This is a genomic window from Acinetobacter sp. YH16031 (assembly GCF_013417335.1).
In the GTDB taxonomy this organism is placed as follows: Bacteria; Pseudomonadota; Gammaproteobacteria; order Pseudomonadales; family Moraxellaceae; genus Acinetobacter.
Window position 1 is genome coordinate 12,010 of record NZ_VPED01000037.1, and the last position, 21,015, is coordinate 33,024.

At 42.5% G+C, this 21,015-nt stretch carries 20 protein-coding genes and 1 pseudogene; 14 read left to right on the forward strand and 7 right to left on the reverse strand.

Annotated features, from left to right (window positions below):
* The first annotated feature begins 10 nt into the window (after positions 1-10).
* The 6 genes from FTV31_RS13715 to FTV31_RS13740 all read left to right on the forward strand — a co-directional run bounded on the left by FTV31_RS13715 (position 11) and on the right by FTV31_RS13740 (position 5,448).
* Entirely contained in the window at positions 11-841 is an 831-nt protein-coding gene (locus FTV31_RS13715; RefSeq protein WP_180015359.1) for a MetQ/NlpA family ABC transporter substrate-binding protein, read from the forward strand.
* Positions 842-850: 9 nt separating this feature from the next.
* Positions 851-1,693, forward strand: coding sequence for a MetQ/NlpA family ABC transporter substrate-binding protein (locus FTV31_RS13720; protein WP_180015362.1), 843 nt, complete (start codon positions 851-853; stop codon positions 1,691-1,693).
* Between the two features lie 10 nt (positions 1,694-1,703).
* Positions 1,704-2,774 carry a methionine ABC transporter ATP-binding protein gene (locus tag FTV31_RS13725; protein WP_180015385.1) on the forward strand — a complete coding sequence of 357 codons (1,071 nt, stop codon included), beginning with the start codon at positions 1,704-1,706 and terminating at the stop codon, positions 2,772-2,774.
* A complete protein-coding gene (locus tag FTV31_RS13730) occupies positions 2,755-3,414 on the forward strand; it encodes a methionine ABC transporter permease (RefSeq protein WP_180015364.1) in 660 nt (219 codons plus the stop codon). The genes FTV31_RS13725 and FTV31_RS13730 overlap by 20 nt, the downstream gene beginning before the upstream one ends.
* 111 nt (positions 3,415-3,525) lie before the next feature.
* The gene (ychF, locus tag FTV31_RS13735) at positions 3,526-4,617 is read left to right on the forward strand and encodes a redox-regulated ATPase YchF (protein ID WP_180015366.1); all 1,092 of its coding nucleotides are present in this window, start codon (positions 3,526-3,528) and stop codon (positions 4,615-4,617) included.
* 216 nt (positions 4,618-4,833) lie between these two features.
* Complete coding sequence (locus tag FTV31_RS13740) at positions 4,834-5,448, forward strand: superoxide dismutase (protein WP_180015367.1); 615 nt, start codon at positions 4,834-4,836, stop codon at positions 5,446-5,448.
* A 527-nt stretch (positions 5,449-5,975) separates the two neighbouring features.
* Here FTV31_RS13740 and FTV31_RS13745 read toward each other — a convergent pair.
* Positions 5,976-6,470 (reverse strand): hypothetical protein, encoded by a 495-nt coding sequence (locus FTV31_RS13745; RefSeq protein ID WP_159123256.1) that lies wholly within the window; start codon positions 6,468-6,470, stop codon positions 5,976-5,978.
* A 128-nt stretch (positions 6,471-6,598) separates the two neighbouring features.
* Between FTV31_RS13745 and FTV31_RS13750 the strand changes: the two genes are divergently transcribed.
* From FTV31_RS13750 to dapC, 6 genes are all read left to right on the forward strand, one after another.
* Positions 6,599-7,327 carry an AzlC family ABC transporter permease gene (locus FTV31_RS13750; RefSeq protein ID WP_180015387.1) on the forward strand — a complete coding sequence of 243 codons (729 nt, stop codon included), beginning with the start codon at positions 6,599-6,601 and terminating at the stop codon, positions 7,325-7,327.
* Positions 7,324-7,671, forward strand: coding sequence for an L-valine transporter subunit YgaH (ygaH, locus tag FTV31_RS13755; RefSeq protein WP_159123254.1), 348 nt, complete (start codon positions 7,324-7,326; stop codon positions 7,669-7,671). The genes FTV31_RS13750 and ygaH overlap by 4 nt, the downstream gene beginning before the upstream one ends.
* A 95-nt stretch (positions 7,672-7,766) precedes the next feature.
* Positions 7,767-8,399, forward strand: coding sequence for a hypothetical protein (locus FTV31_RS13760; protein WP_218948738.1), 633 nt, complete (start codon positions 7,767-7,769; stop codon positions 8,397-8,399).
* 127 nt (positions 8,400-8,526) lie between these two features.
* Positions 8,527-9,741, forward strand: a complete 1,215-nt coding sequence (gene purT / locus FTV31_RS13765; protein WP_180015389.1) for a formate-dependent phosphoribosylglycinamide formyltransferase — start codon at positions 8,527-8,529, stop codon at positions 9,739-9,741.
* Between the two features lie 23 nt (positions 9,742-9,764).
* Complete coding sequence (glnD, locus tag FTV31_RS13770; RefSeq protein ID WP_180015371.1) at positions 9,765-12,431, forward strand: [protein-PII] uridylyltransferase; 2,667 nt, start codon at positions 9,765-9,767, stop codon at positions 12,429-12,431.
* A gap of 22 nt (positions 12,432-12,453) precedes the next feature.
* Entirely contained in the window at positions 12,454-13,623 is a 1,170-nt protein-coding gene (gene dapC, locus FTV31_RS13775) for a succinyldiaminopimelate transaminase (protein WP_180015373.1), read from the forward strand.
* 130 nt (positions 13,624-13,753) lie between these two features.
* On the opposite strand, the gene FTV31_RS13780 is transcribed toward dapC, so the two are convergent.
* Both FTV31_RS13780 and msrB read right to left on the reverse strand, forming a co-directional pair.
* Complete coding sequence (locus FTV31_RS13780) at positions 13,754-14,230, reverse strand: glutathione peroxidase (RefSeq protein WP_180015375.1); 477 nt, start codon at positions 14,228-14,230, stop codon at positions 13,754-13,756.
* Positions 14,227-14,646 carry a peptide-methionine (R)-S-oxide reductase MsrB gene (gene msrB / locus FTV31_RS13785; protein ID WP_004784131.1) on the reverse strand — a complete coding sequence of 140 codons (420 nt, stop codon included), beginning with the start codon at positions 14,644-14,646 and terminating at the stop codon, positions 14,227-14,229. Before msrB ends, FTV31_RS13780 begins: the two co-directional genes overlap by 4 nt.
* Positions 14,647-14,798: 152 nt before the next feature.
* Here msrB and FTV31_RS13790 point away from each other — a divergent pair, with 152 nt between their 5' ends.
* Entirely contained in the window at positions 14,799-16,034 is a 1,236-nt protein-coding gene (locus tag FTV31_RS13790; RefSeq protein WP_180015377.1) for a pyridoxal phosphate-dependent aminotransferase, read from the forward strand.
* Between the two features lie 210 nt (positions 16,035-16,244).
* Complete coding sequence (locus FTV31_RS13795) at positions 16,245-17,447, forward strand: YbfB/YjiJ family MFS transporter (protein ID WP_180015379.1); 1,203 nt, start codon at positions 16,245-16,247, stop codon at positions 17,445-17,447.
* Positions 17,448-17,523: 76 nt separating this feature from the next.
* Here FTV31_RS13795 and FTV31_RS13800 read toward each other — a convergent pair whose 3' ends face one another.
* The 4 genes and pseudogenes from FTV31_RS13800 to FTV31_RS13810 all read right to left on the reverse strand — a co-directional run.
* Positions 17,524-19,512, reverse strand: a complete 1,989-nt coding sequence (locus FTV31_RS13800) for an acyltransferase family protein (RefSeq protein ID WP_180015381.1) — start codon at positions 19,510-19,512, stop codon at positions 17,524-17,526.
* 89 nt (positions 19,513-19,601) lie between these two features.
* Complete coding sequence (locus tag FTV31_RS13805) at positions 19,602-20,165, reverse strand: M23 family metallopeptidase (protein ID WP_180015383.1); 564 nt, start codon at positions 20,163-20,165, stop codon at positions 19,602-19,604.
* Between the two features lie 160 nt (positions 20,166-20,325).
* Positions 20,326-20,454: a hypothetical protein gene (locus FTV31_RS17350; protein WP_004784138.1), complete on the reverse strand. Its 129-nt coding sequence runs from the start codon at positions 20,452-20,454 to the stop codon at positions 20,326-20,328.
* Between the two features lie 451 nt (positions 20,455-20,905).
* Positions 20,906-21,015 (reverse strand): annotated as a pseudogene (locus FTV31_RS13810) (IS5/IS1182 family transposase); the annotation flags it as partial.

Genomic DNA, 21,015 nt, shown 5'->3' on the forward strand with positions numbered 1-21,015 from the left:
GAGGTGCAACATGGCACAAACAGCTAAAACAAAATTCACCATTATTGGGGTGATTATTGCCGCCGTCATTATCGGACTGGTGGTATGGAACCAGCAAAAGAAATCCGGTTCAGATGAACTGGTGATTGGGATCAGCCCATCTTTTGCCAAACCTTTACAGGTGGCAGCCGAAGAAGCCAAACAGCAAGGCATCCATGTCAAACTGGTCGAATTCTCGGACTGGAATACACCAAATATCACCCTGAATCATGGCGATATTGATGCCAACTTCTTCCAGCATCAGCCATTTCTGGATAATGCCAAAAAAGAAACCGACTTTAGGATCAAAGCGTTTGCCAAAGGTGCAGCGACTCATGTCGGCTTATATTCCAAAAAAATTAACAGTCTGGATGAGCTGAAAGACGGTGCAAAAGTGGTAGTGCCAAACGATCCAGTCAATCAGGGACGTGCGCTACTGTTATTGCAACAGGCCAAACTGGTGACGTTAAAAGATCCTACCAATCACCTGTCCAGCCTGAAAGATATTGCAGCAAATCCAAAGAACCTGCAGTTTGTTGAAGTTGAAGGTCCACAAACCGCACGTGCCATTGACGATGTTGATCTGGCATTTGGCTATCCGCACTACCTGCGCCTGGCTAAAACTGCTGATCCTGAAAAGGCCCTAATTTTTGACTCTAATAAAGATAACCGTTACGCAATCCTGTTTGCAGTACGTGAAGACTATCAGGACAAAAATGACAAGCTGAAGAAATTTGTTGAAATCTATCAGAACTCACCTCGCGTAAAAGAAGCATTAGATGCTGACTTTGGTGCGAAGCTCTGGTTCCCTGGCTGGAAATAAGGTGTAGTGATGACACAAGTCAATTCTTCAAGCTCGAATGCAAAGAAGTGGATCATTGGGGGTGTCATCCTGGCACTGATTCTCGGTCTGGCAACTTACCGCTGGACCAAGGGTCAGCAACAGGAAGATGTATTGACCATTGGCATCAGCCCATCTTATGCAGATTTATTGCAAAGTGTGGCAGATGAGCTGAAACCGCAAGGTATTAACGTGAAACTGGTTGAATTTTCAGATTGGCATGCACCCAATGTCGCGGTACAGAATGGCGACATCGATGCTAACTTTTTCCAGCAAAGTGTCTACTTAAGAAATGCCATTCGTGAAACCAACTTCGATTTACATAGTTTCGCGCCCGGTACGGGTAGCCATGTCGGTTTATATTCTAAGAAATATAAATCGCTGGACGAGTTACCACAAAATGCCCGTGTAGTGATTCCAAATGATCCTGTGAATCTGGCGCGTGCCTTGATCCTTCTTAACCGTGCAAAACTGATTGAACTCAAAGATATTAATAATGAACTATCAACTGTTAAGGACATTCAAAGCAATCCGAAACAGTTACAGTTTATTGAAGTTGAAGGCCCACAAACGGCGCATACCCTGAATGAAGCTGATCTGATCTTTGGTTATCCGCATTATCTAAAACTGGCTAAAGCGGCTGATCCGCATGATGCTCTGTTCCTGGATCCAATCGACAAAAAATACGCCATTTTGTTTGTGACACGCAAAGACTACGAAGATAAAAATCAGAAACTGGCGACTTTTGTAAAAACCTTCCAGAGCTCTGCAAAAGTCAAAGCAATTCTGGATCAGGATTTTGGTACTGGCATGTGGTTTGAAGGCTGGAAATAAGGTGAATACTATGGTGAGTTTTGGTTCTCAGGTGGCGTTTTCCGTCCCACATATCAAAATCCGTGACCTGAATAAATACTATGAGGTACAAGGCAAATCGGTACATGCCTTGAAAAACATCAATCTGGATATTCCTGAAGGCAAGATCTTCGGGATTATCGGGAAAAGTGGTGCGGGGAAATCCTCGCTGCTACGTACCCTAAATGGTCTGGAACAGATCAGCGAAGGTCATATCCATATCCATCAGCAGGATTTGGCTGGCTTAACCCATGCTGAACTGATCCAGCTTCGTCAGCGTATTGGCATGATTTTTCAGCACTTCAACCTGATGTCTGCCAAAACCGTCTGGGAAAATGTAGCTCTGCCTTTAAAAGTTGCAAATTATAAAAAATCAGACATTGATGCGCGTGTAAACGAAGTGCTGCAACTGGTCGGCTTAAGCGATAAGGCTCAGAACTACCCTTCTCAGCTATCCGGTGGCCAAAAACAGCGTGTCGGTATTGCCCGCGCGCTGGTGCATCACCCGGAAATTCTACTCTGTGATGAAGCCACTTCTGCACTGGATCCGGAAAGTACCTCAGTGGTGCTGTCTTTACTGAAAGAAATCAACCAGAAACTCGGCATCACTATTGTACTAATCACCCATGAAATGCAGGTCATTCGTGAAATCTGCGATCAAGTCGTCGTGATTGAAAAAGGTGAAATTGTTGAAGCGGGTGAAGTCTGGTCAGTGTTTTCCAATCCACAGCAGCAGATTACCCAGGAACTGCTGAATCTGGAACAGCTGGAACTGCCATTTTCGATCAGTCCTGAAGTGACAACAGATACCACGCATAGCATTATCAAACTGCGCTATGCCTCTAGTGTTCAGCATTCACCAGATTTGAAAGTGATTTTCGAACAGTTCGAGCATCCGGTGCATCTCTATCAAAGTCATATCGACAGCATCCAGAATCATCTGGTCGGTAGCCTGATTGTCGCAGTTGCCGATCTAAATCTGGATACTGACTTACTTCAGCAAAAACTAAAACAACACATTGCACAGATTGAGGTGATTGGCTATGCACGACCAACTCATTGATTTATTACTAACAGGAACCACCGATACCCTCATCATGGTTGGTGTATCCGCAATCGTTGCCTTTTTGATTGGTTTACCGATGGCGGTTGTGTTAGTCAGCACCTCTGAACATGGCATTTATCCATCCAAGCCAATTAACCAGGCTTTGGGTTGGGTTGTGAATATTACCCGTTCGGTGCCTTTCCTGATTTTAATGGTGGCTTTAATTCCAATTACCCGCTGGATTGTCGGTACCAGTTATGGTGTCTGGGCAGCAGTTGTACCGTTAACGTTAGCTGCGACTCCTTTCTTTGCGCGTATTGCTGAAGTGAGCTTACGTGAAGTCGATCAAGGGCTGATTGAAGCGGCTCAAGCGATTGGCTGTAACCGCAAACAGATTATCTGGCATGTGCTATTACCTGAAGCTTTACCGGGCATTGTGGCCGGTTTTACTGTCACTTTGGTAACCATGATCAACTCATCCGCCATTGCCGGTGCGATTGGTGCTGGTGGTTTAGGAGATATAGCCTACCGTTATGGTTATCAACGCTTTGATATGCAGATCATGCTGGCAGTGATTGTCGTCTTGGTAATTGTAGTGATGCTGGTGCAGGCTGCTGGCGATACCCTATCGAATCAGCTTGACAAACGTAAAATTTAAAAACATCTATTTCATAAGTTTTCAACAAAGCCCTCAGCCATGACCTGACTTTGTCATGGCTTTCATGTAAAATCACTGGCAATTTTTATATAACGCTTTGTGAGTTATTTCATGGGTTTTAATTGTGGTATTGTAGGCCTGCCTAACGTTGGTAAATCTACGCTTTTCAATGCATTAACCAAAGCTGCAATTGCTGCGGAAAACTTCCCATTCTGTACGATTGAACCAAACACCGGTATCGTGCCTGTACCAGATCCACGCCTGGACAAACTTGCTGAAATCGTAAAACCACAACGCGTGATCCCGACAACTATGGAATTCGTGGACATCGCGGGCCTTGTCGCTGGTGCATCTAAAGGTGAAGGTCTGGGTAACCAGTTCCTGGCAAACATCCGTGAAACAGATGCGATTGCTCACGTGGTGCGTTGTTTCGAAGATGAAAACGTGATTCATGTGAACGGTAAAATCGATCCGCTTGATGACATCGCAACCATTAATACCGAGCTTGCATTGGCTGACCTGGAAACTGTGACTAAAGCTGTGACTCGTTTAGCGAAATCTGCAAAAGGTGGCGATAAAGAAGCGATCGCGACTAAAGCAGTTCTAGAAAAAATCCTACCTCTTCTTGATGAAGGCAAACCTGCCCGTGCAGCAAATCTGGATGATGACGAACGTAAACTGGTACGTGGCTTTGGTCTGTTAACGCTTAAACCAACTATGTACATCGCTAACGTGGCAGAAGACGGTTTTGAAAATAACCCGCACCTCGATGCGGTACGTGAACTGGCAGCTGCTGAAAATGCAATCGTGGTTCCACTTTGCAACCAGATCGAAGCTGAAATTTCATTGCTTGAAGATGAAGACCGTGCCGAATTCCTGGAAGCAATGGACATGGAAGAGCCAGGTCTGAACGTAGTAATCCGTGCAGGTTATTCACTGCTTGGCCTGCAAACTTACTTCACTGCCGGTGTACAGGAAGTTCGCGCCTGGACAGTTAAAGTCGGTGCGACTGCGCCTCAAGCGGCTGGTGTCATTCACACTGACTTCGAAAAAGGCTTTATCCGCGCAGAATGTATTGCTTATGATGACTTCGTACAGTACAACGGCGAAGCTGGCGCTAAAGAAGCTGGTAAATGGCGTCTAGAAGGTAAAACTTATATTGTTCAGGACGGTGATGTTCTGCACTTCCGTTTCAACGTATAAGTTTGAAACCAAAAAATAGCCCCGATCATTCGGGGCTTTTTTGTTACCAAATTTGGCTTCTTGCCATTTTCATACGCATATTTACATCCTATTTATAAAAATCTCATCCCATAACATAAATGATAATAATTCTCATTGTATTTAATACAACTCAAGCGTATTTTAAAATTTAGTCGAAAATTCCACTCACTCAATCACGCTTAAGGACAATTAAAAATGAGCTATACCCTTCCCGAACTCCCTTATGCTTATGATGCATTGGAACCGCATATTGATGCTAAAACTATGGAAATCCACCATACCAAACATCATCAAACTTATATCAACAACATCAATGCAGGTATTGAAGGCACAGAATGGGAAGATCTTTCTGTGGAAGAACTGGTGAGCAGAGCCAATCAGGTCCCTGAAGATTTGAAAAATAATGTGATTAATAATGGCGGCGGTCATGCCAACCATTCCCTGTTCTGGACAGTAATGAGTCCAAGTGGAGGTGGCAATCCTGAAGGTGAAATTGCACAGGCGATCGACAAGGAGCTTAGCGGCTTTGAAGCCTTTAAAGAAGCTTTTACCAAGGCAGCCCTGACCCGTTTTGGTAGCGGATGGGCCTGGCTCAGCGTGGCACCTGATCAAACCATTATCATAGAAAGCAGCGCCAATCAGGACTCACCACTCATGCATGGCAATACCCCGATTCTAGGTCTGGATGTCTGGGAACATGCGTACTATTTGAAATACCAGAACCGTCGTCCTGAATATATTGCCGCTTTCTTTAATGTTGTGAACTGGAAGGAAGTGAATCGCCGTTATCTAGAAGCACTTTCAACATAAATGAACACAGTAGGACGTAATCTCATGTCTTGGCACTCTTTACGTTTGCTCTGCGGCCTCAGTATACTTTTGGGCGGAGCAGTGTTGTATCTAGAACGTCTGTTCATGTTGCTTTAAGACATGATCGTCTATTGTATGGGAAGCCTTATTCTGAGGCTTCTTTTAATTTTTGCTGTTTAATTTTTTCTATAGGGAGATGGATTTAAAATTTAAGAACGCAATTCACAGACATTGACGCTATCGAAGCCATTGGTACATGGTGCCACTTCACACGCATGAGACGCTTGTACTCCACTTACTAAAACAGCACTCATACTTATCGCTAAAAACAATTTATTAAACATTTAAAATGACTCCAAAAATTAACTTTTATCTCTAAATCGCTTGATTATGAGTCAATTATAGGACTTTTTTAATGATTCAGGGCAATCTTTTTGATTTTAATTATTGTTTATTTATATAAATAGAATCGTTTTTTATAACAAAAAAGCGGAACCGAAGTCCCGCCTGAAGATTATAAAACCCGATTAAGACTGTTCAGCTACTGCATTACCTTTCTGCTTTGGATCAGTATTTCCCAGTTCAGGATGAGCAATAGCTCCCTGACATTGCTGTTTATCACGCTCATAGTCGGCCTGTTTCTGTGCCACGCTACTGCTATTTTCAACGGTGCTACGTGCCCAGATTTCCAGACTGGTTAAAGCCTTGCGACATAAGGCATATTTTCCTTCCGTCACTGAGTCAGTCATTTTCACATTAATGCGCCAGTCAGTACTCAATTTACGGGCCGGTTGACGTACCTGAGCATCTATCTGTTCCATTTCCTTGTTATAAACCAGCGGATCGACTTCATTCATGAATTGCCATGCAGCATTGGCATAAGTGGTCGCATCATTAGAGAGTTTAGGTGCCGCTTTAATTTCGGCCTTTGGCGCTTGACTGTCATTTCCACAAGCTTGAAGAAATAAGGTGCTGCCGATTAAAACACCGACCAGCATTGCACGTGTCTTGAACATCAACATATCCGAATCGCCAGTTAAACATTTCGGCACTATGCTAGTAAATTCGCGTACAATACACAATCTTGATTTAATCCCTGTTTTAACTCTCTCCCTCAAGGTGTTTTGTGTCTGACCACAATCCAGTAGCGATGCAACCTGCCGGTTTCTGGCAAGGTGCCAAAGATAGCCAGGCCATTATATTTACTTACCTTCCGGTCTCCTTTGCCTTTGGCGTTTCTGCCACCCAGTTCGGCTTTACTGCCTGGGAAGCCTTATTTCTGTCCTGCTCCATGTATGCCGGTGCCAGTCAGTTTTTAGTTGTAGCGTTACTTGGTAGTGGTACTTCGATTTGGATGACTGTATTGACCGTGATTGCCTTGGACATTCGTCATCTTTTATACGGCCCAGCTTTACAAAACCTGATCCAAGATCGTTTAAACCTGAAGAAAACCGCAGTCTGGGCTTGGGGTCTTACTGATGAAGTCTTTGCTTCAGGTATGATCAAGCTGTCGCAACGGCGCCAAGAATGGTCAGAATCATGGATGTTAGGTCTAAGTCTGTTTAGCTGGCTGTCTTGGGCGACAGGTTCATTTTTAGGTGGATTATTTGCTGATCAGGTCAGTAATTTGCCACAATTCTTGCAGGCGGCTTTAGATTTCCTGTTACCTGCCCTGTTCTTAAGTTTCCTGCTCGCTGCATTTGAAAAGAAACATACCTTTGTCGTGACCATCACAATTATTGTCTCAGCAGTTGCCTGTTATTTTATCGATTTGTCCGCTGCGATCTTTATCGGCATCAGTTCCGGCATTTTGGCCGGCCTGTTCAAGCACTATGTGCTGAAAAAACCAGATCCTGAATATGCAGGAGATCAATCATGAATCTTGAAATTATCTTGGTCGGAATTATTGTCGGGATTGCCAATTTTGCCTCGCGTTTTGGTCCATTCTATGTGATTCAAAAATTTCAGCAGGGTTCGCAAAAACGTGGTGCGCTATGGTTGAAAATTGCCTTGGGTTCGATTGGAATTGCTGCTATCAGTTCCATGCTGGTTGTAGCGACCTTACCGCCCTTATTGGAAACGCCAGATAAAAGCTTTGCCATGCTGATCGGTTTTATTGTACTCGCTGGACTGTATTTCAAGTTTAAGAAAATTGTCATGGCGACCTTAACTGCAGCTTTAACTTATGGCCTGATCTATACCTATATCTCTGTACCTTTTTAAGCCTTTTAGAAAATTAAAAATCTCATTCAAGACTTATGCTAAATTAAATGCATAAGTCTTTTTGATATAAGAAGAAAAATAAGGAAAATATTGGCATGTTCGAGCCAAAGCAAATGATTGAAGGGAAAATTTTTATTCATTATCGACGTGATGAAATGTTAGCTATTTTTAATCAATACGAATTACCCGGCTGTTATTTTGAATGTTTTATCAATGCACAGAATTTTACTGGTCATTTTGTAGAAGTGGTTGCTGAACCCGCAGATCATATCCGTGTCATTTATATTCAGAAGCATGGCAAAAATAAAATCATTGCCCTCTACAATCAGACTCAACAGGTGATCCATCTGCATCCCAAACTAATCATTTTTAGCCGTTGGAGCCTGCTACATAAAGGCATTCCAAATCTCATTTATGTATTTGGCTTTAGTGTAATTTTACTGTTTCTATTTTTTGCACTTGTCGCAGTGTCAAATCATAAATTCCATTTTTTCACTGTATTCCTCGATGCACTGCAATTTTCAGGATTTGGTTTATTGCTATGGATGTTTGGTTTTATCTGTCCTTTTGTCATTCCCTTTTACGCCTTTAAGAGAATACAAAGTCTGAAACTTCTCCATCAACTTCAACTCAATGACATGCAAATTCTGCATATGGAAAAACTCAATCCGCAAAACAGGATTTATCATTTAAACCCTATGAAAAATAAAGTAAAGCGAACTGCCTGATTTCAGATGCAATTCTCTATAAACTTTTATAAATAAAACTGCTGGCCAATATCACAATTTTGTATGAAACTCGGCTTATCTCGGCATTGAGTTCTGTTATGCTAAAAGTCCATAAAATCAAGCATGGATAATACACATGAACGTGACTATTGGTACTCCTCTTCAATCTTCAGCTTTTAAAGTTCTATTGCTAGGTTCAGGAGAACTAGGTAAGGAAGTGGTGATTTCCTTGCAACGTTTAGGTGTAGAAGTTCATGCTGCAGATCGTTATGCAGATGCTCCTGCCATGCAGGTGGCACATTTTTCTTATGTCTTAAATATGGCAGATGCAGCAGAACTCAAACAGCTCATTCAAAAAATTCAGCCGCATCTCATTGTTCCTGAGATTGAAGCGATTGCAACAGAAGTATTGGTTGAAATCGAAGAACAGAATATTGCCACCGTGATTCCGTCTGCCAAAGCGGTTAACCTGACCATGAACCGTGAAGGCATTCGTCGTCTGGCAGCTGAAGAACTAGGCTTACCGACGTCTGCTTATCGCTTTGCCGATTCTCTGGAATCTTTCCGCGCAGCCTGTGATGACATTGGTTATCCAAACTTTGTGAAACCGGTGATGTCTTCTTCAGGTAAAGGCCAATCTCGCGTGAAAAGTTTTGAAGAAGTCGATGCTGCCTGGGAATATGCGCAAACAGGTGGTCGAGTTAATCAGGGCAAAGTGATTGTCGAATCACAGATTGATTTTGATTTTGAAATTACCCTGCTTACTGTGCGGGCTAAGAATCCTCAAACTGGCGAAATCGAAACCTCTTACTGTGATCCAATCGGACACCGTCAGGACTCAGGCGACTATGTAGAAAGCTGGCAACCTCAGCCAATGAGCCCGGCAGCTTTGGAAGAATCAAAACGTATCGCGAATAAAGTCACCACAGCACTCGGCGGTTGCGGTATTTTTGGTGTAGAACTCTTTGTCAAAGGCGACAAAGTATGGTTTAGTGAGGTTTCACCTCGCCCGCATGACACTGGTCTGGTTACATTAGCTTCCCAGTTCCAGAGTGAATTTGAACTGCATGCCCGTGCTATTTTAGGCCTACCAGTCAATACAGCTCGCCATAGTGTGGCTGCCAGTGCCGTGATTTACGCAGGTGTCGATGATCGCAATCTTTCATTTTCTGGCCTGAATCTTGCTTTAGCCCATGCCGATACCGATTTACGTCTATTTGGTAAACCTGAGGGCTTTAAACGCCGCCGTATGGGTGTCGCGACTGCGCGTGCAGAAAGCATTGAACAGGCTCGCGAGCTGGCTCAACAGGTTGCCGACCAAGTTAATGTGAATCAAAATTAAGTAAATACAACGGACCACTGTTCATGATCAATACCTCCCCGCTGCTGAATTACATTAAAAGTCACAATGACATCAAAGCGATCAACCAATGGCGTAGCGATGTAGAAAATCAGCTTCAGGAATGTTTCGAAAATGGACAGTCCATCCGTGACATCATTCAGGCCCGTTCAAACCTGATTGATGAAGCCCTGCAATTCCTATGGAATCATGCTGAACTTGATCAGACCGATTTGGCACTTTTCGCAGTCGGCGGTTATGGCCGCCGCGAAATGCTGCCATATTCAGATGTCGATATCATGATCCTCTCAGAAGATGATTTTACTCCAGAGCAGGAAAAACTGATCTCCAGCTTTATTTCCTCTCTGTGGGATGTCGGTAATTTCAAACCGGGCATCAGTGTTCGTACCATCAATGAATGTGTCAATCAGGCCAGCAGTGACCTTACGGTAGCGACTTCCTTGATCGAGGCACGTCTGATCATTGGTAATGAAAATTTAACCAAGTGGCCACGCCGGATCGTGTCACAAACCTGGACCGATAAAACCTTTTTTGATGCGAAAATGGACGAGCAGCACAAACGCTATGCTCAGCACAACAATACTGAAAGCAATCTGGAACCGGATATTAAAAATGCACCGGGCGGTATTCGTGATATTAACCAGATTGGCTGGATTGCCAAACGTCATTTCCGTGTCAACCGTATTTATGACCTAGTGCATCTGGGCTTTATTTCAGAGTTTGAACTTGCCGTACTCGAAGAAGCTGAAAGCTTTCTCTGGGAAATTCGTCATCATTTACACCGCCTGACCAAGCGCGATGAAAACCGCCTGCTGTTTGATTATCAACGGGATATTGCAGCGATGTTTGGCTATACCCGTGAAGAAGGTCAGTCACCGAACTATCCAATCGAACAGTTCATGAAGCGCTATTATCGTAGCGCGCAGCAGGTTTCGACTCTGAATGAAATGCTACTGGCTTATTTTAATGAGTCCGTGATTACCCCACGTTTACCCCAATATGAACGCCAGATTGAAGAAATTAATGAAAACTTCAAGCTAGTCGATGGCAAGTTAGCAGTTCAACATCACAAGATTTTCTCGGAAAAGCCAAGTGCCATTCTGGAAATTTTCTATTTGCTGGCCAATCGCCCTGAAATTGAAGGGATTCGTGCACGCACTTTACGTCTGCTCACGCTAGCGGCTAAACGTATTGATCAGGATTTCCGTGATAATCCGGTACACCAAGCCCTGTTTATGGCCATCATTCGTTCACCGCATCGCCTCTATGAAACCTTGGTGGCAATGAAACGTTATGGTGTCCTGGGCAAATATATTCCTGCTTTCGGACAGATTACCGGTCTAATGCAATATGACCTATTCCATATCTATACTGTGGATGCACATACCCTGCTCTTGATCCGCAATCTGAACCGCTTCAAGGAACCCGAATTCGCCAAAGAGTTCCCGGTCGTCAGCTCCGTGTTCCAGCGATTAGCACGTCGTGACATCGTTTATCTGGCGGCTATTTTCCATGATATTGCCAAAGGTCGTGGCGGTGATCATAGTGAGCTTGGTGCAGCCGATGCGATTCAGTTCTGCCGTACCCATGGCTTTACCGAACGTGAATGCAATCTGGTTGCCTGGCTAATTGAAAACCATTTGTCCATGTCAGTGACCTCACAGAAAAAAGACATTTCCGATCCGGATGTGGTCAAAGAATTTGCTGAAAAAATGGGAGATATGGAGCATCTGGATTATCTGTATACCCTAACCGTGGCAGATATTAATGCGACCAATCCAAAACTCTGGAATACCTGGCGTTCATCTTTGATGCGTCAACTCTATACGCATGCGCGTGATGTGATTCGTTCTGGCTTGGGCCGTCCGGTTGATTACCAGATGCTGATTGAAGATACCAAGTTCGAAGCCAGTGAACGTCTAGTGGAACATTTCTCGCTTTATGATGTCGAAAAAGTCTGGCAGGAACTGGGCGATGACTACTTCCTGAAAGAATCTGCCGATGAAATCGCCTGGCATACCCGTGCTATTTTGGAACATGGCGATAATCCTGCACCATTGGTATTAATGCGTGCGCATCGTAAATATGCGCAGGATGCCGTGCAGATCTTCATCTATACTCAAGATAAGCCAAATCTGTTCGCCACCACGGTTGCTGTTCTGGATCGCATGAATCTGGACGTTCAGGATGCCCGGATTATTACCGCAACCAAAGCTTTCAGTTTGGATACCTATGTCGTCCTTGACCGTTTTGGCACGTTATTGACCGATCCGGAACGTGAGGCAACTGTCATTGAAGCCTTACAGGATGCCTTAAGTCATTCTGATGAATATCCAGGTCTGATGCAGCGCCGGATTCCGCGTCAGTTACGTCATTTTGATATTGAAAATACCGTCGATATCACCCTTAATGAAGCTTTAAACCAGAATATGGTTGAAATTGCGACACTTGACCATCCTGGTTTACTTGCGAAAATTGGCGGTTTATTTATGATGCAGGGTCTGGATATTCACTCTGCCAAAATTGCTACGCTTGGCGAACGTGCTGAAGATATTTTCTTTGTCACCAAAAAAGATGGCAGCCCAATGACCCAAATAGAGTCTGATAATTTTGCAGCGGCATTAAAAGCTGCTCTAGATGAGGCCTCACATCAGGTCAATGCTCAACACTAACACACTGCTCGGTAACACATTCATGAACTCTAGCTTGTCTTTATTGCATCCATATCCGTTTGAAAAGTTGAATAAACTTTTCGCGGATATCCAGCCTGCGAATATGCCTTTGATTCCCCTTTCGATTGGTGAACCAAAGCATCCAGCACCCGAGTTTGTGAAACAAGCAATTATCGATAATTTCCAACATTTATCGACTTATCCGAACAGCAAAGGCTTACCTGAATTACGTGAAAGCATTGCCAACTGGCTGACTCGCCGTTTTAAACTCAATAGCATCAGTGCAGACAGCAATGTATTACCGGTTTCCGGTACCCGTGAAGCGATCTTTTCTTTTGTCCAAGCTTTGATCAATCGTGAAGATGCGCCTTATGTGGTGATGCCAAACCCTTTCTACCAGATTTATGAAGGTGCTACCCTGCTTGCAGGTGCAAAACCTTATTTCATTAACTGTACTGAAGAAAATGATTACTTAGGTGATTTTGATTCAGTTCCGGCTGAAGTCTGGGAAAAAACTGCCCTGTTATTTGTGTGTACACCGGGCAACCCAACAGGTGCTGTTCTTTCTAAAGAACAGTTTAAAAAGCTGATTGCACTGTCAGACAAATATAATTTTGTCATTGCTTCTGATGAATGTTATTCAGAACTTTGGTTTGATGAAGCCCCTACCGGATTACTGGAAGTTTGTGCCGAGATTGGCCGAGATGATTATAAAAACTGTGTCGTTTTCCATTCCCTGTCTAAACGTTCCAACCTGCCAGGCATGCGTTCAGGCTTTGTTGCAGGTGATGCCACTTTACTCAAACCTTATCTGCAATACCGTACTTATCACGGTGCAGCGATGCCGGTGCAACACCAATTAGCATCAATTGCTGCCTGGAATGATGAAGCTCATGTGGAAGAAAACCGGGTACAGTATCGTGCCAAATTTGATCTGTTCCAGAAAGAATTGGGGCACTTGCTCTCGTTGAAAAAACCAGATGCGGGTTTCTACTATTGGCTCAAAGTGGACAATGATGAAACTTTTGCCAAAATGTTGATGGAAAAAGCGCATATCAAAGTATTACCAGGCCGTTACCTGTCTCGTGAAACTACGCAAGGCAACCCGGGTGAAAACCATGTGCGTCTGGCATTAGTCGCTGATCTGGCACAATGTGAGCAGGTAATTCAGCGTTTAAAAGCGATTCTTTAATCTTTTAAGATCTAAATATAAATAAAAAAACCCACTTTCCAGAAGTGGGTTTTTTTATGGATGTTGGCTACAAATTATTTTTTATTTCACTTATTTTCTATTTATTAGAAATTGGACATTTCAAATAAACTTATAAAATCTTTTCAATTTCTGTTTCAAGATCTTCAGGTTTGGTGGTAGGTGCAAAACGGTTTAATACCTTGCCATCACGACCAATCAGAAATTTGGTGAAATTCCACTTAATACCATTTCCTAGAATTCCTTTGGAATTATTGGTCAAGTAACGGAAGATTGCATGCGCTTCCGGACCTTTTACATCCACCTTGGAAAACATCGGGAAAGAAACCCCATAATTTTTCTGGCAAAACTCTCCGATCTGTTCATTTGAACCCGGATCCTGTCCGCCAAACTGGTTGCATGGAAAACCTAAAACTTCCAGTCCCTGCTCTTTATATTTCTGGTAAAGCTTTTCCAGACCTGCAAATTGTGGAGTGAAACCACATTTGCTCGCGGTATTTACGATTAAAAGTACTTTCCCTTCATAATCTGCAAGCCGTTTGTTTTTTCCATCTAACAACTCAGCTTCAAACTGATAAATGCTGGTCATGGATAAGTTTCCTCGTCAGTTTTTTCTTGTGTTTGTAATTCTAAAGAGGCCGAGTTTACACAATAACGTAAGCCAGTCGGTTCCGGACCATCCGGGAAAACGTGTCCCAAATGTGCATCACAATGATGACAAACAATTTCTGTTCTCACCATACCATGTGAAGTATCAGGTAATTCTTCTACAACTGAGCTGCTCACAGGACGATAGAAGCTTGGCCAGCCGCAACCGCTGTCATATTTAGTGGTTGAAGAAAACAGTGGTGTACCACAGCAACGGCAGACATAAGTCCCTTCCTGTTTTGTATTCCAGTACTTACCTGTGAATGCCGGTTCAGTTCCTTTTTCACGCGTAATGCGAAACTCTTCTGGTGATAACTCTCTTTGCCATTCCCGGTCTGTTTTATTGAGTTTTCCCATCACTAACTCCTTTAAATCTTTGACATTCAATGTCATGCTTCAGTACTTCCATATTTACGCTAGAGATGAAAAAATTTCTAGCGAAATTTCAGCATAGATTGTGATATTTGCGTAATCTATAGGTTTAACTTAAAAATTAATTGGATGGAATTATGTCCGGTATTGGTAACACCCCCCCTCGCGAGATCAAGAAATCGTCTAAGCTTGAGCATGTTTGCTACGACATTCGCGGACCAGTGTTACGAGCGGCCAACGAGATGGAAGAAGCCGGACATAAAATTATCAAACTGAATATCGGAAATCCCGCCCCATTCGGCTTTGAAGCCCCGCAAGAAATCATTAATGATGTTGCACTGAACCTGCCAAATGCGATTGGTTATACGGATTCCAAAGGGATTTTCCCGGCACGTAAAGCGATCTGCCAGTATTACCAGCAAAAAGGCATTCTGGATATGCACGTGAATGACGTGTATGTCGGCAATGGCGTATCAGAGCTGATCGTGATGGCGATGCAAGGCCTGCTGGATGACGGCGATGAAATGCTGATTCCAATGCCGGATTATCCATTATGGACTGCGGCAGTAAACCTATCTGGCGGTACAGCAATTCACTATAAATGTGATGAAGAAAATCACTGGTATCCAGATATCGCGGACATGGAAAGCAAAATTACGCCAAATACCCGCGGGATCGTAATTATTAACCCGAATAACCCGACCGGTTCGGTTTATCCGCGTCATGTATTACAGCAAATCGTGGATCTGGCGAAGAAATATGACCTGATCCTGTTTGCCGACGAAATCTATGACAAGATCGTTTACGATGGCATTGAACATGTGTCAGTAGCTTCGCTTACAGGCAAGCAATTATGTGTATCGTTCAATGGTTTGTCTAAAGCCTATCGTATTGCCGGCTACCGCTCAGGCTGGATGGCGATTACCGGGGATAAATCACGTGCAATGGACTACATTGAAGGCCTGGATATGCTGGCTTCAATGCGTCTTTGCGCGAATCACCAAGCACAATATGCAATTCAGACTGCACTCGGTGGCTATCAATCTATTAATGACTTGATCCGCCCAGGTGGCCGTCTATATGAACAGCGTAATATTGCCTGGGAAATGCTAAACGAGATTCCAGGTGTATCTTGTGTGAAACCTGAAGGTGCGATGTACTGTTTCCCTCGTCTTGATCCGGAAATCTATCCGGTTGAGGATGACGAAAAACTGATGCTTGATCTGTTACGTGCCGAGAAAGTTCTATTGGTTCAAGGTACTGGCTTCAACTGGCCAACACCGGATCACTTCCGTGTGGTATTCCTGCCAGCAGAAAACGAACTGCGTGAAGCGATTACCCGTTTAGGCCGTTTCCTGGCTAAAATGCGCTAATTTATAAAAGATAAATAAAAAAACCGCATTCATGAATGCGGTTTTTTTATTGTCTAAAAAGTTCCGCGATAAGCTTTACAGATATTTACAATAGAAGCATGCTGTTAATCTAGAGTTTCTTTTTTTAATAAAATCTATTCAGCCTTTTCTCCTTTAGCTTGATGATTCATGCTATTTTTTGAACAAATATAAAAATCCAAGAGTACATGGATGTCCTCAAATACGGTCAAGCTTAGCCTTTTTCTCTGCCTGAGTATGTGCTTAGGCATCGGCATTCTGCGTTTTTCCTATACTGCCCTGTTACCTGGTACACGTGAAGCCTTTGCCTGGAGCGCGAGTTTTGCCAGTCTTTTAGGTAGTGCCAATCTGCTGGGCTATTTAATGGGTGCTTTTGCAGCGATGCGCTTGCCCCAAGACCGAAGCATGAGTACTTATATCCAGCTTGCTGCAACAGCTGGAATGGTTAGCCTATTCTGTTGCGCTTTTTCAGGGTTTTCTGAAATCTGGTATATCAGCTGGCGCGTGATTTCCGGTATTAGTGGCGGCCTGCTCATGATTTTGTCACCAAGTGTCGTGGCTCAGTGCTGTGATTTAAAAGACCGTTTTAAAATCAATTTTGTTGGTTTTAGCGGGATTGGCTTAGGGGTTTTACTGGCTACCCTGTTTTTGCCTTATCTTGACCAGATTTCCATACGTACGGCCTGGCTGATCTTATGTGGGTTTGCACTGATGATTTGTATCTGCTTAAGCCTACTGATACCACAATTTAAACCCTATCTAGCTAAACAATCTGTTTCTCATCATGCTCAAGTACCTTTAAATACAGTCTTTTATAGTTTACTGGCGGTTTATGCCTGTAGTGCATTTGCCTATATTCCGCATTCCCTGTTCTGGATTGACTATCTCAGCCATGAACTAGGATTAAGCTTATTCTGGATTAACTTTAACTGGATTCTATATGGATTAGGCAGTGCCTTAGGTGCTTTTTCTGCTTATGTCCTGGCAAGAAAATTTGGCAATTTTACTGCCCTAAAGATTCTTTATAGTGTATATATTCTGGCGATTTTCATTGCGACTCTAAATGCTAATCCGTTTCTCACTTTCAGTTCTTCTTTTTTTACCGGAATGTTGAATCCCGCTGTGGTTTTCCTCACTTCTTATACCATTTTGCAGCTGTATGGACTGGCTTATAAAAAGCTTTGGAGCATTGCGACTCTATGTTTTGCTGCTGTTCAGCTGATTGGAGGATTGAGTTTTAGTGCCCTGCAATATCTAGGATTGAACTACCATCAACAGTTTATGCTGGCCGCTTTATTTTTATTAGTCGGAACTTTGCAATTGGTCTGGAATACACGTTCTTCCAAATATAAGATGGGTGAGCAACCAGTTTCTGTTCAAGAAGAAAAGAATTAAATAAAGATTAAAATCGGGGTCAACAACCCAAATCCCAAGGAATAAAACCACGTCATTAAACGTGGTTTTATTCCATTTAATCTTTCTTCAAATCTTTAAGCGGGTTACCAAACTGTTTTAGATATTCAACGCCTAATTGCCGTGAACCCTGATCATTAAGATGATTATCATCCTTAAAACGATACAAAGGCACATCATTCAGCATCGTTTTACATGCCTGCTGATCACAGATGACTTTGGTTGGATCAACGATTTTCAATTGCGGATATTTCAGTTTTGCTTCTGCCAAAATCTGATTGAATTGCTTTAAATGTGCTTCATAACTTTTTCGAGAAACTGTACATGAAGCGTCTCGATGAAGAATCTCTTTACGAATATTACAATCAGATGGAATCCCTTCCCAGTCTAGATGTGGTACATCATTAATTAGCACCACCTGATCACTAGATTGATGGGCAATTTCTAAGGCTTTTATCAAACCTGCTTTAAATATCTCTTCCTCAGTATGATGGACACTATCTTTAAGTTTTACATCATCGTCAAAATACTGCGCATAAGATCCCGCCAGAATAATCATTGGATAATGGGTTTCTTTAAGATGTGCAGTAATAGCATCATTACGTTTTTGGAATTTGGTCAGTGCTTTCCATTGATTCAGCTTTAACTCAAATCGCTGCACACCTGGCAGATAAAAAGTTGAACTTTGCGTTGCATCATAACCGCGTAAATTGGCATCCTTTGCCCATTCGTCCAGCATTGCTGTATAGGCATTGGCATGCGAATCGCCAATCAACAGGAAATCAATATCTTCTTTAGATTGTCCTAAGACACAATCTTGAGCATTGGGTAAAACATTTGGATCCGCGGTATCCATGCAGTTACTACGAATCACATGTGCATACGTGTGTAATGCTTCCTGTTTGTCATGCACCGATTTTGGAAAACGCTCCGGGAAACCTTCATGTGTTTTGATGGTTTGGGCGATCGCAATAAAACTGACTGCAGGTAACAGAAATCCAAGAATAATCACTTTATAATTTGCAGCCATCACAAAGCGTTTCAGGGGTGTTTCAGCCAGTTTATAAGTCAGAAATGCACATATAAGTGATAGGAAAACAATAATAATCTGATTTTCCAGATTCAAGGGCAGCATATAAATACCAAAGAACACGATTATCGGCCAGTGCCATAGATACAGAGGATATGAAATTTTACCAATCCATGTACTAAGACGATTACTCAATAATAAATTACTTGAAGATATGGATTGCCCCAAATAAATAATCAGTGCTGTTGCAAGACACGGGATCAATGCCATCAGTCCTGGGAATGGGGTTTGCTGATCAAAATAAATTGCAGTTGCAAATAGAACACTTACCCCAGCCCAGACCAATCCCTGTAATAGTTTTTTTGGCAGATTTGGTTTTGGCAAGCAGCTAATCAATGCGCCAATCAATAACTCAAACGCTCGTACCGGCATGCTATAGTAAGCTTTGGCCGGATTATGAGTTAGTTGCTGCTGGGCGTATAGAACTAAAGCGACAATGAATACACTAATGACAAGCCAAAGATATTTACGCGAGGTTTTACTCAAAAATAGCCATAGCAAGAGCGGCCAGAAAATATAAAATTGCTCTTCTACGCCCAATGACCATAAATGCAACAAAGGCACATTTTCTACATTCGGACTGAAATAATCTCCTACCTCATTCCGCATATACAGATTGGCAATAAGTACAGTCGCATACATGACACTTTTGAAATATTCTGTCAGTTCACCCGGCAACATCACCTGCCAAGCAATCAGACTGACAATTGCCAGTACAGTAAAATATGCAGGTGCCAGACGGATCACCCGTTTCTTATAAAACCGTGCAATTGAAAATTGCTGCAACTCAATATCGCGCGTCAGAATGGTCGTGATGAGATAGCCGGAAATGACAAAGAAAATATCAACACCAATATAGCCGCCAGAAAATAATGACCAGCCCAGGTGATTGAAAATAACCAATGATACTGCAATAGCTCTCAGGCCATCGATATCTGGTCGATAAGCAAAACTCATAAAAACAGGAAAAGCGGGAGATACGCTATTTTATGCTTTTCATTCTTTAGATGGCGATCTTTTACATTTTTTTTTACATTCCCCTGCACTTATTCCAATTCTTCTACCTTTAAATAAGGATAAGGATTAGTCGCACCTTCTCCACTGAGATAAATCCCATAATGCAAATGTGGTGGTGTATTTTTCGCATTACCGGTATTACCGACATAGGCAATGATTTCACCTGCTTCTACCCAGTCTCCTTCCTGAATATGTTCAGCATAATCCTCCAGATGTGCATAATAATGTTGGCTTAAATTCGGACCAGTAATCCAGATAACTTTACCTCCTAAATTATTGGTTCCAATCTTGCGGACGATCCCTTGGGTCGCACTGACTACCGGTGTACCTCGTTGAGCAAAAATATCGGTTCCTTCGTGTTTACGTCCCTCACTGCGCGCTCCACCCCAAGTATCCTGAATCTGGCGTGCTGTTACTCCTTGTACAGGAATTTCTACTGGTCTAATCAGCTCAGCTTTTTTTAATTGCCAATAGAGGTACGGACTTTTCCAGCCCGCTGGTTCACCTGAAGGGGGTGGCTGACAGGCAGTGAGTAATATACTTAAGGAGAATATTAAAAGCAGGATTTTGGGAATTTTCACAATAGCTCGCATAGCCGTTTAATGGGGGTTCGTTTTATCTTAAGGAAGACACAGAAATTTAAAGTCAAAATCCTGTTATTTTTAGTGATGTTTTTTCCAGATTGCTTTTCAGAAACAGTCTTAAAAATAACAAAACCCTCAGCTGAGGGTTTTGTTGAATCAGGTCTAAATTTTATTTACGCTTTTTCGCACGTGATGGTTTAGAGGGTTGTTGCTGTTGCTGTTGTTGCTCTTCATTTTGAGCACTGTCCTTTTTATCCTTTTGCTGGACTTGCTTGTGTTTTGCTCTTGATTTAGCCATAGCATAAACTCCTTTGGAGAACTGTCTCTATCACTGGAAGTTGCATTAATCACTCTAACCTTTATATAAAATAAGCCAATCGCTGAGCTGTATCTAAATACGTCAATGTAAAAGCATCTTTATTAAGTGATTCAATTCTGACTAGATCTATATTCGAGATATTTACATCGCTTACATAGCGTTGCATGTTGATACCTATTTTAACTCTGAGTATAAATATGGTTTTCTGAATAAAACCCTTCAAAAAATCTAACAATAGATGTGGATCCAACGTGATGATCCAAATTTAGCATTGATGTATTCATATTCTCAATAATTGCCAGTTCAGACTCTGACTAACGCAGTAATGGTACATTTGGTATAAGAGGCTATAAAAATGTAGGCCATAGTTTTCGGTGTAAAGGAATAACTGCATGGTAAGGTAAATTGAATATTAGACCTCTTTCATAAATCATTTTTTGCTCAGTTCCAAGTTGTAGATTCCAGCGATTAAATTGAATCTCAAACCAAGCCTTTTACCTCTATTTCGATAACGCTCAGCAAGGATTTTGAAGGTTTTCA

Bases quoted from the DNA above. Each gene is read 5' to 3' on its own strand.
- FTV31_RS13740 (WP_180015367.1), top strand. From the start codon at position 4,834: ATGAGCTATACCCTTCCCGAACTCCCTTATGCTTATGATGCATTGGAA.
- glnD (WP_180015371.1), top strand. From the start codon at position 9,765: ATGATCAATACCTCCCCGCTGCTGAATTACATTAAAAGTCACAATGAC.
- msrB (WP_004784131.1), bottom strand. From the start codon at position 14,646: ATGGGAAAACTCAATAAAACAGACCGGGAATGGCAAAGAGAGTTATCA.
- FTV31_RS13750 (WP_180015387.1), top strand. From the start codon at position 6,599: ATGCAACCTGCCGGTTTCTGGCAAGGTGCCAAAGATAGCCAGGCCATT.
- FTV31_RS13780 (WP_180015375.1), bottom strand. From the start codon at position 14,230: ATGACCAGCATTTATCAGTTTGAAGCTGAGTTGTTAGATGGAAAAAAC.
- FTV31_RS17350 (WP_004784138.1), bottom strand. From the start codon at position 20,454: ATGGCTAAATCAAGAGCAAAACACAAGCAAGTCCAGCAAAAGGATAAA.
- FTV31_RS13800 (WP_180015381.1), bottom strand. From the start codon at position 19,512: ATGAGTTTTGCTTATCGACCAGATATCGATGGCCTGAGAGCTATTGCA.
- ygaH (WP_159123254.1), top strand. From the start codon at position 7,324: ATGAATCTTGAAATTATCTTGGTCGGAATTATTGTCGGGATTGCCAAT.
- FTV31_RS13725 (WP_180015385.1), top strand. From the start codon at position 1,704: ATGGTGAGTTTTGGTTCTCAGGTGGCGTTTTCCGTCCCACATATCAAA.
- FTV31_RS13805 (WP_180015383.1), bottom strand. From the start codon at position 20,165: ATGCGAGCTATTGTGAAAATTCCCAAAATCCTGCTTTTAATATTCTCC.
- FTV31_RS13745 (WP_159123256.1), bottom strand. From the start codon at position 6,470: ATGTTGATGTTCAAGACACGTGCAATGCTGGTCGGTGTTTTAATCGGC.
- FTV31_RS13760 (WP_218948738.1), top strand. From the start codon at position 7,767: ATGTTCGAGCCAAAGCAAATGATTGAAGGGAAAATTTTTATTCATTAT.
- FTV31_RS13720 (WP_180015362.1), top strand. From the start codon at position 851: ATGACACAAGTCAATTCTTCAAGCTCGAATGCAAAGAAGTGGATCATT.
- FTV31_RS13790 (WP_180015377.1), top strand. From the start codon at position 14,799: ATGTCCGGTATTGGTAACACCCCCCCTCGCGAGATCAAGAAATCGTCT.
- FTV31_RS13730 (WP_180015364.1), top strand. From the start codon at position 2,755: ATGCACGACCAACTCATTGATTTATTACTAACAGGAACCACCGATACC.
- ychF (WP_180015366.1), top strand. From the start codon at position 3,526: ATGGGTTTTAATTGTGGTATTGTAGGCCTGCCTAACGTTGGTAAATCT.
- dapC (WP_180015373.1), top strand. From the start codon at position 12,454: ATGAACTCTAGCTTGTCTTTATTGCATCCATATCCGTTTGAAAAGTTG.
- FTV31_RS13795 (WP_180015379.1), top strand. From the start codon at position 16,245: ATGTCCTCAAATACGGTCAAGCTTAGCCTTTTTCTCTGCCTGAGTATG.
- FTV31_RS13715 (WP_180015359.1), top strand. From the start codon at position 11: ATGGCACAAACAGCTAAAACAAAATTCACCATTATTGGGGTGATTATT.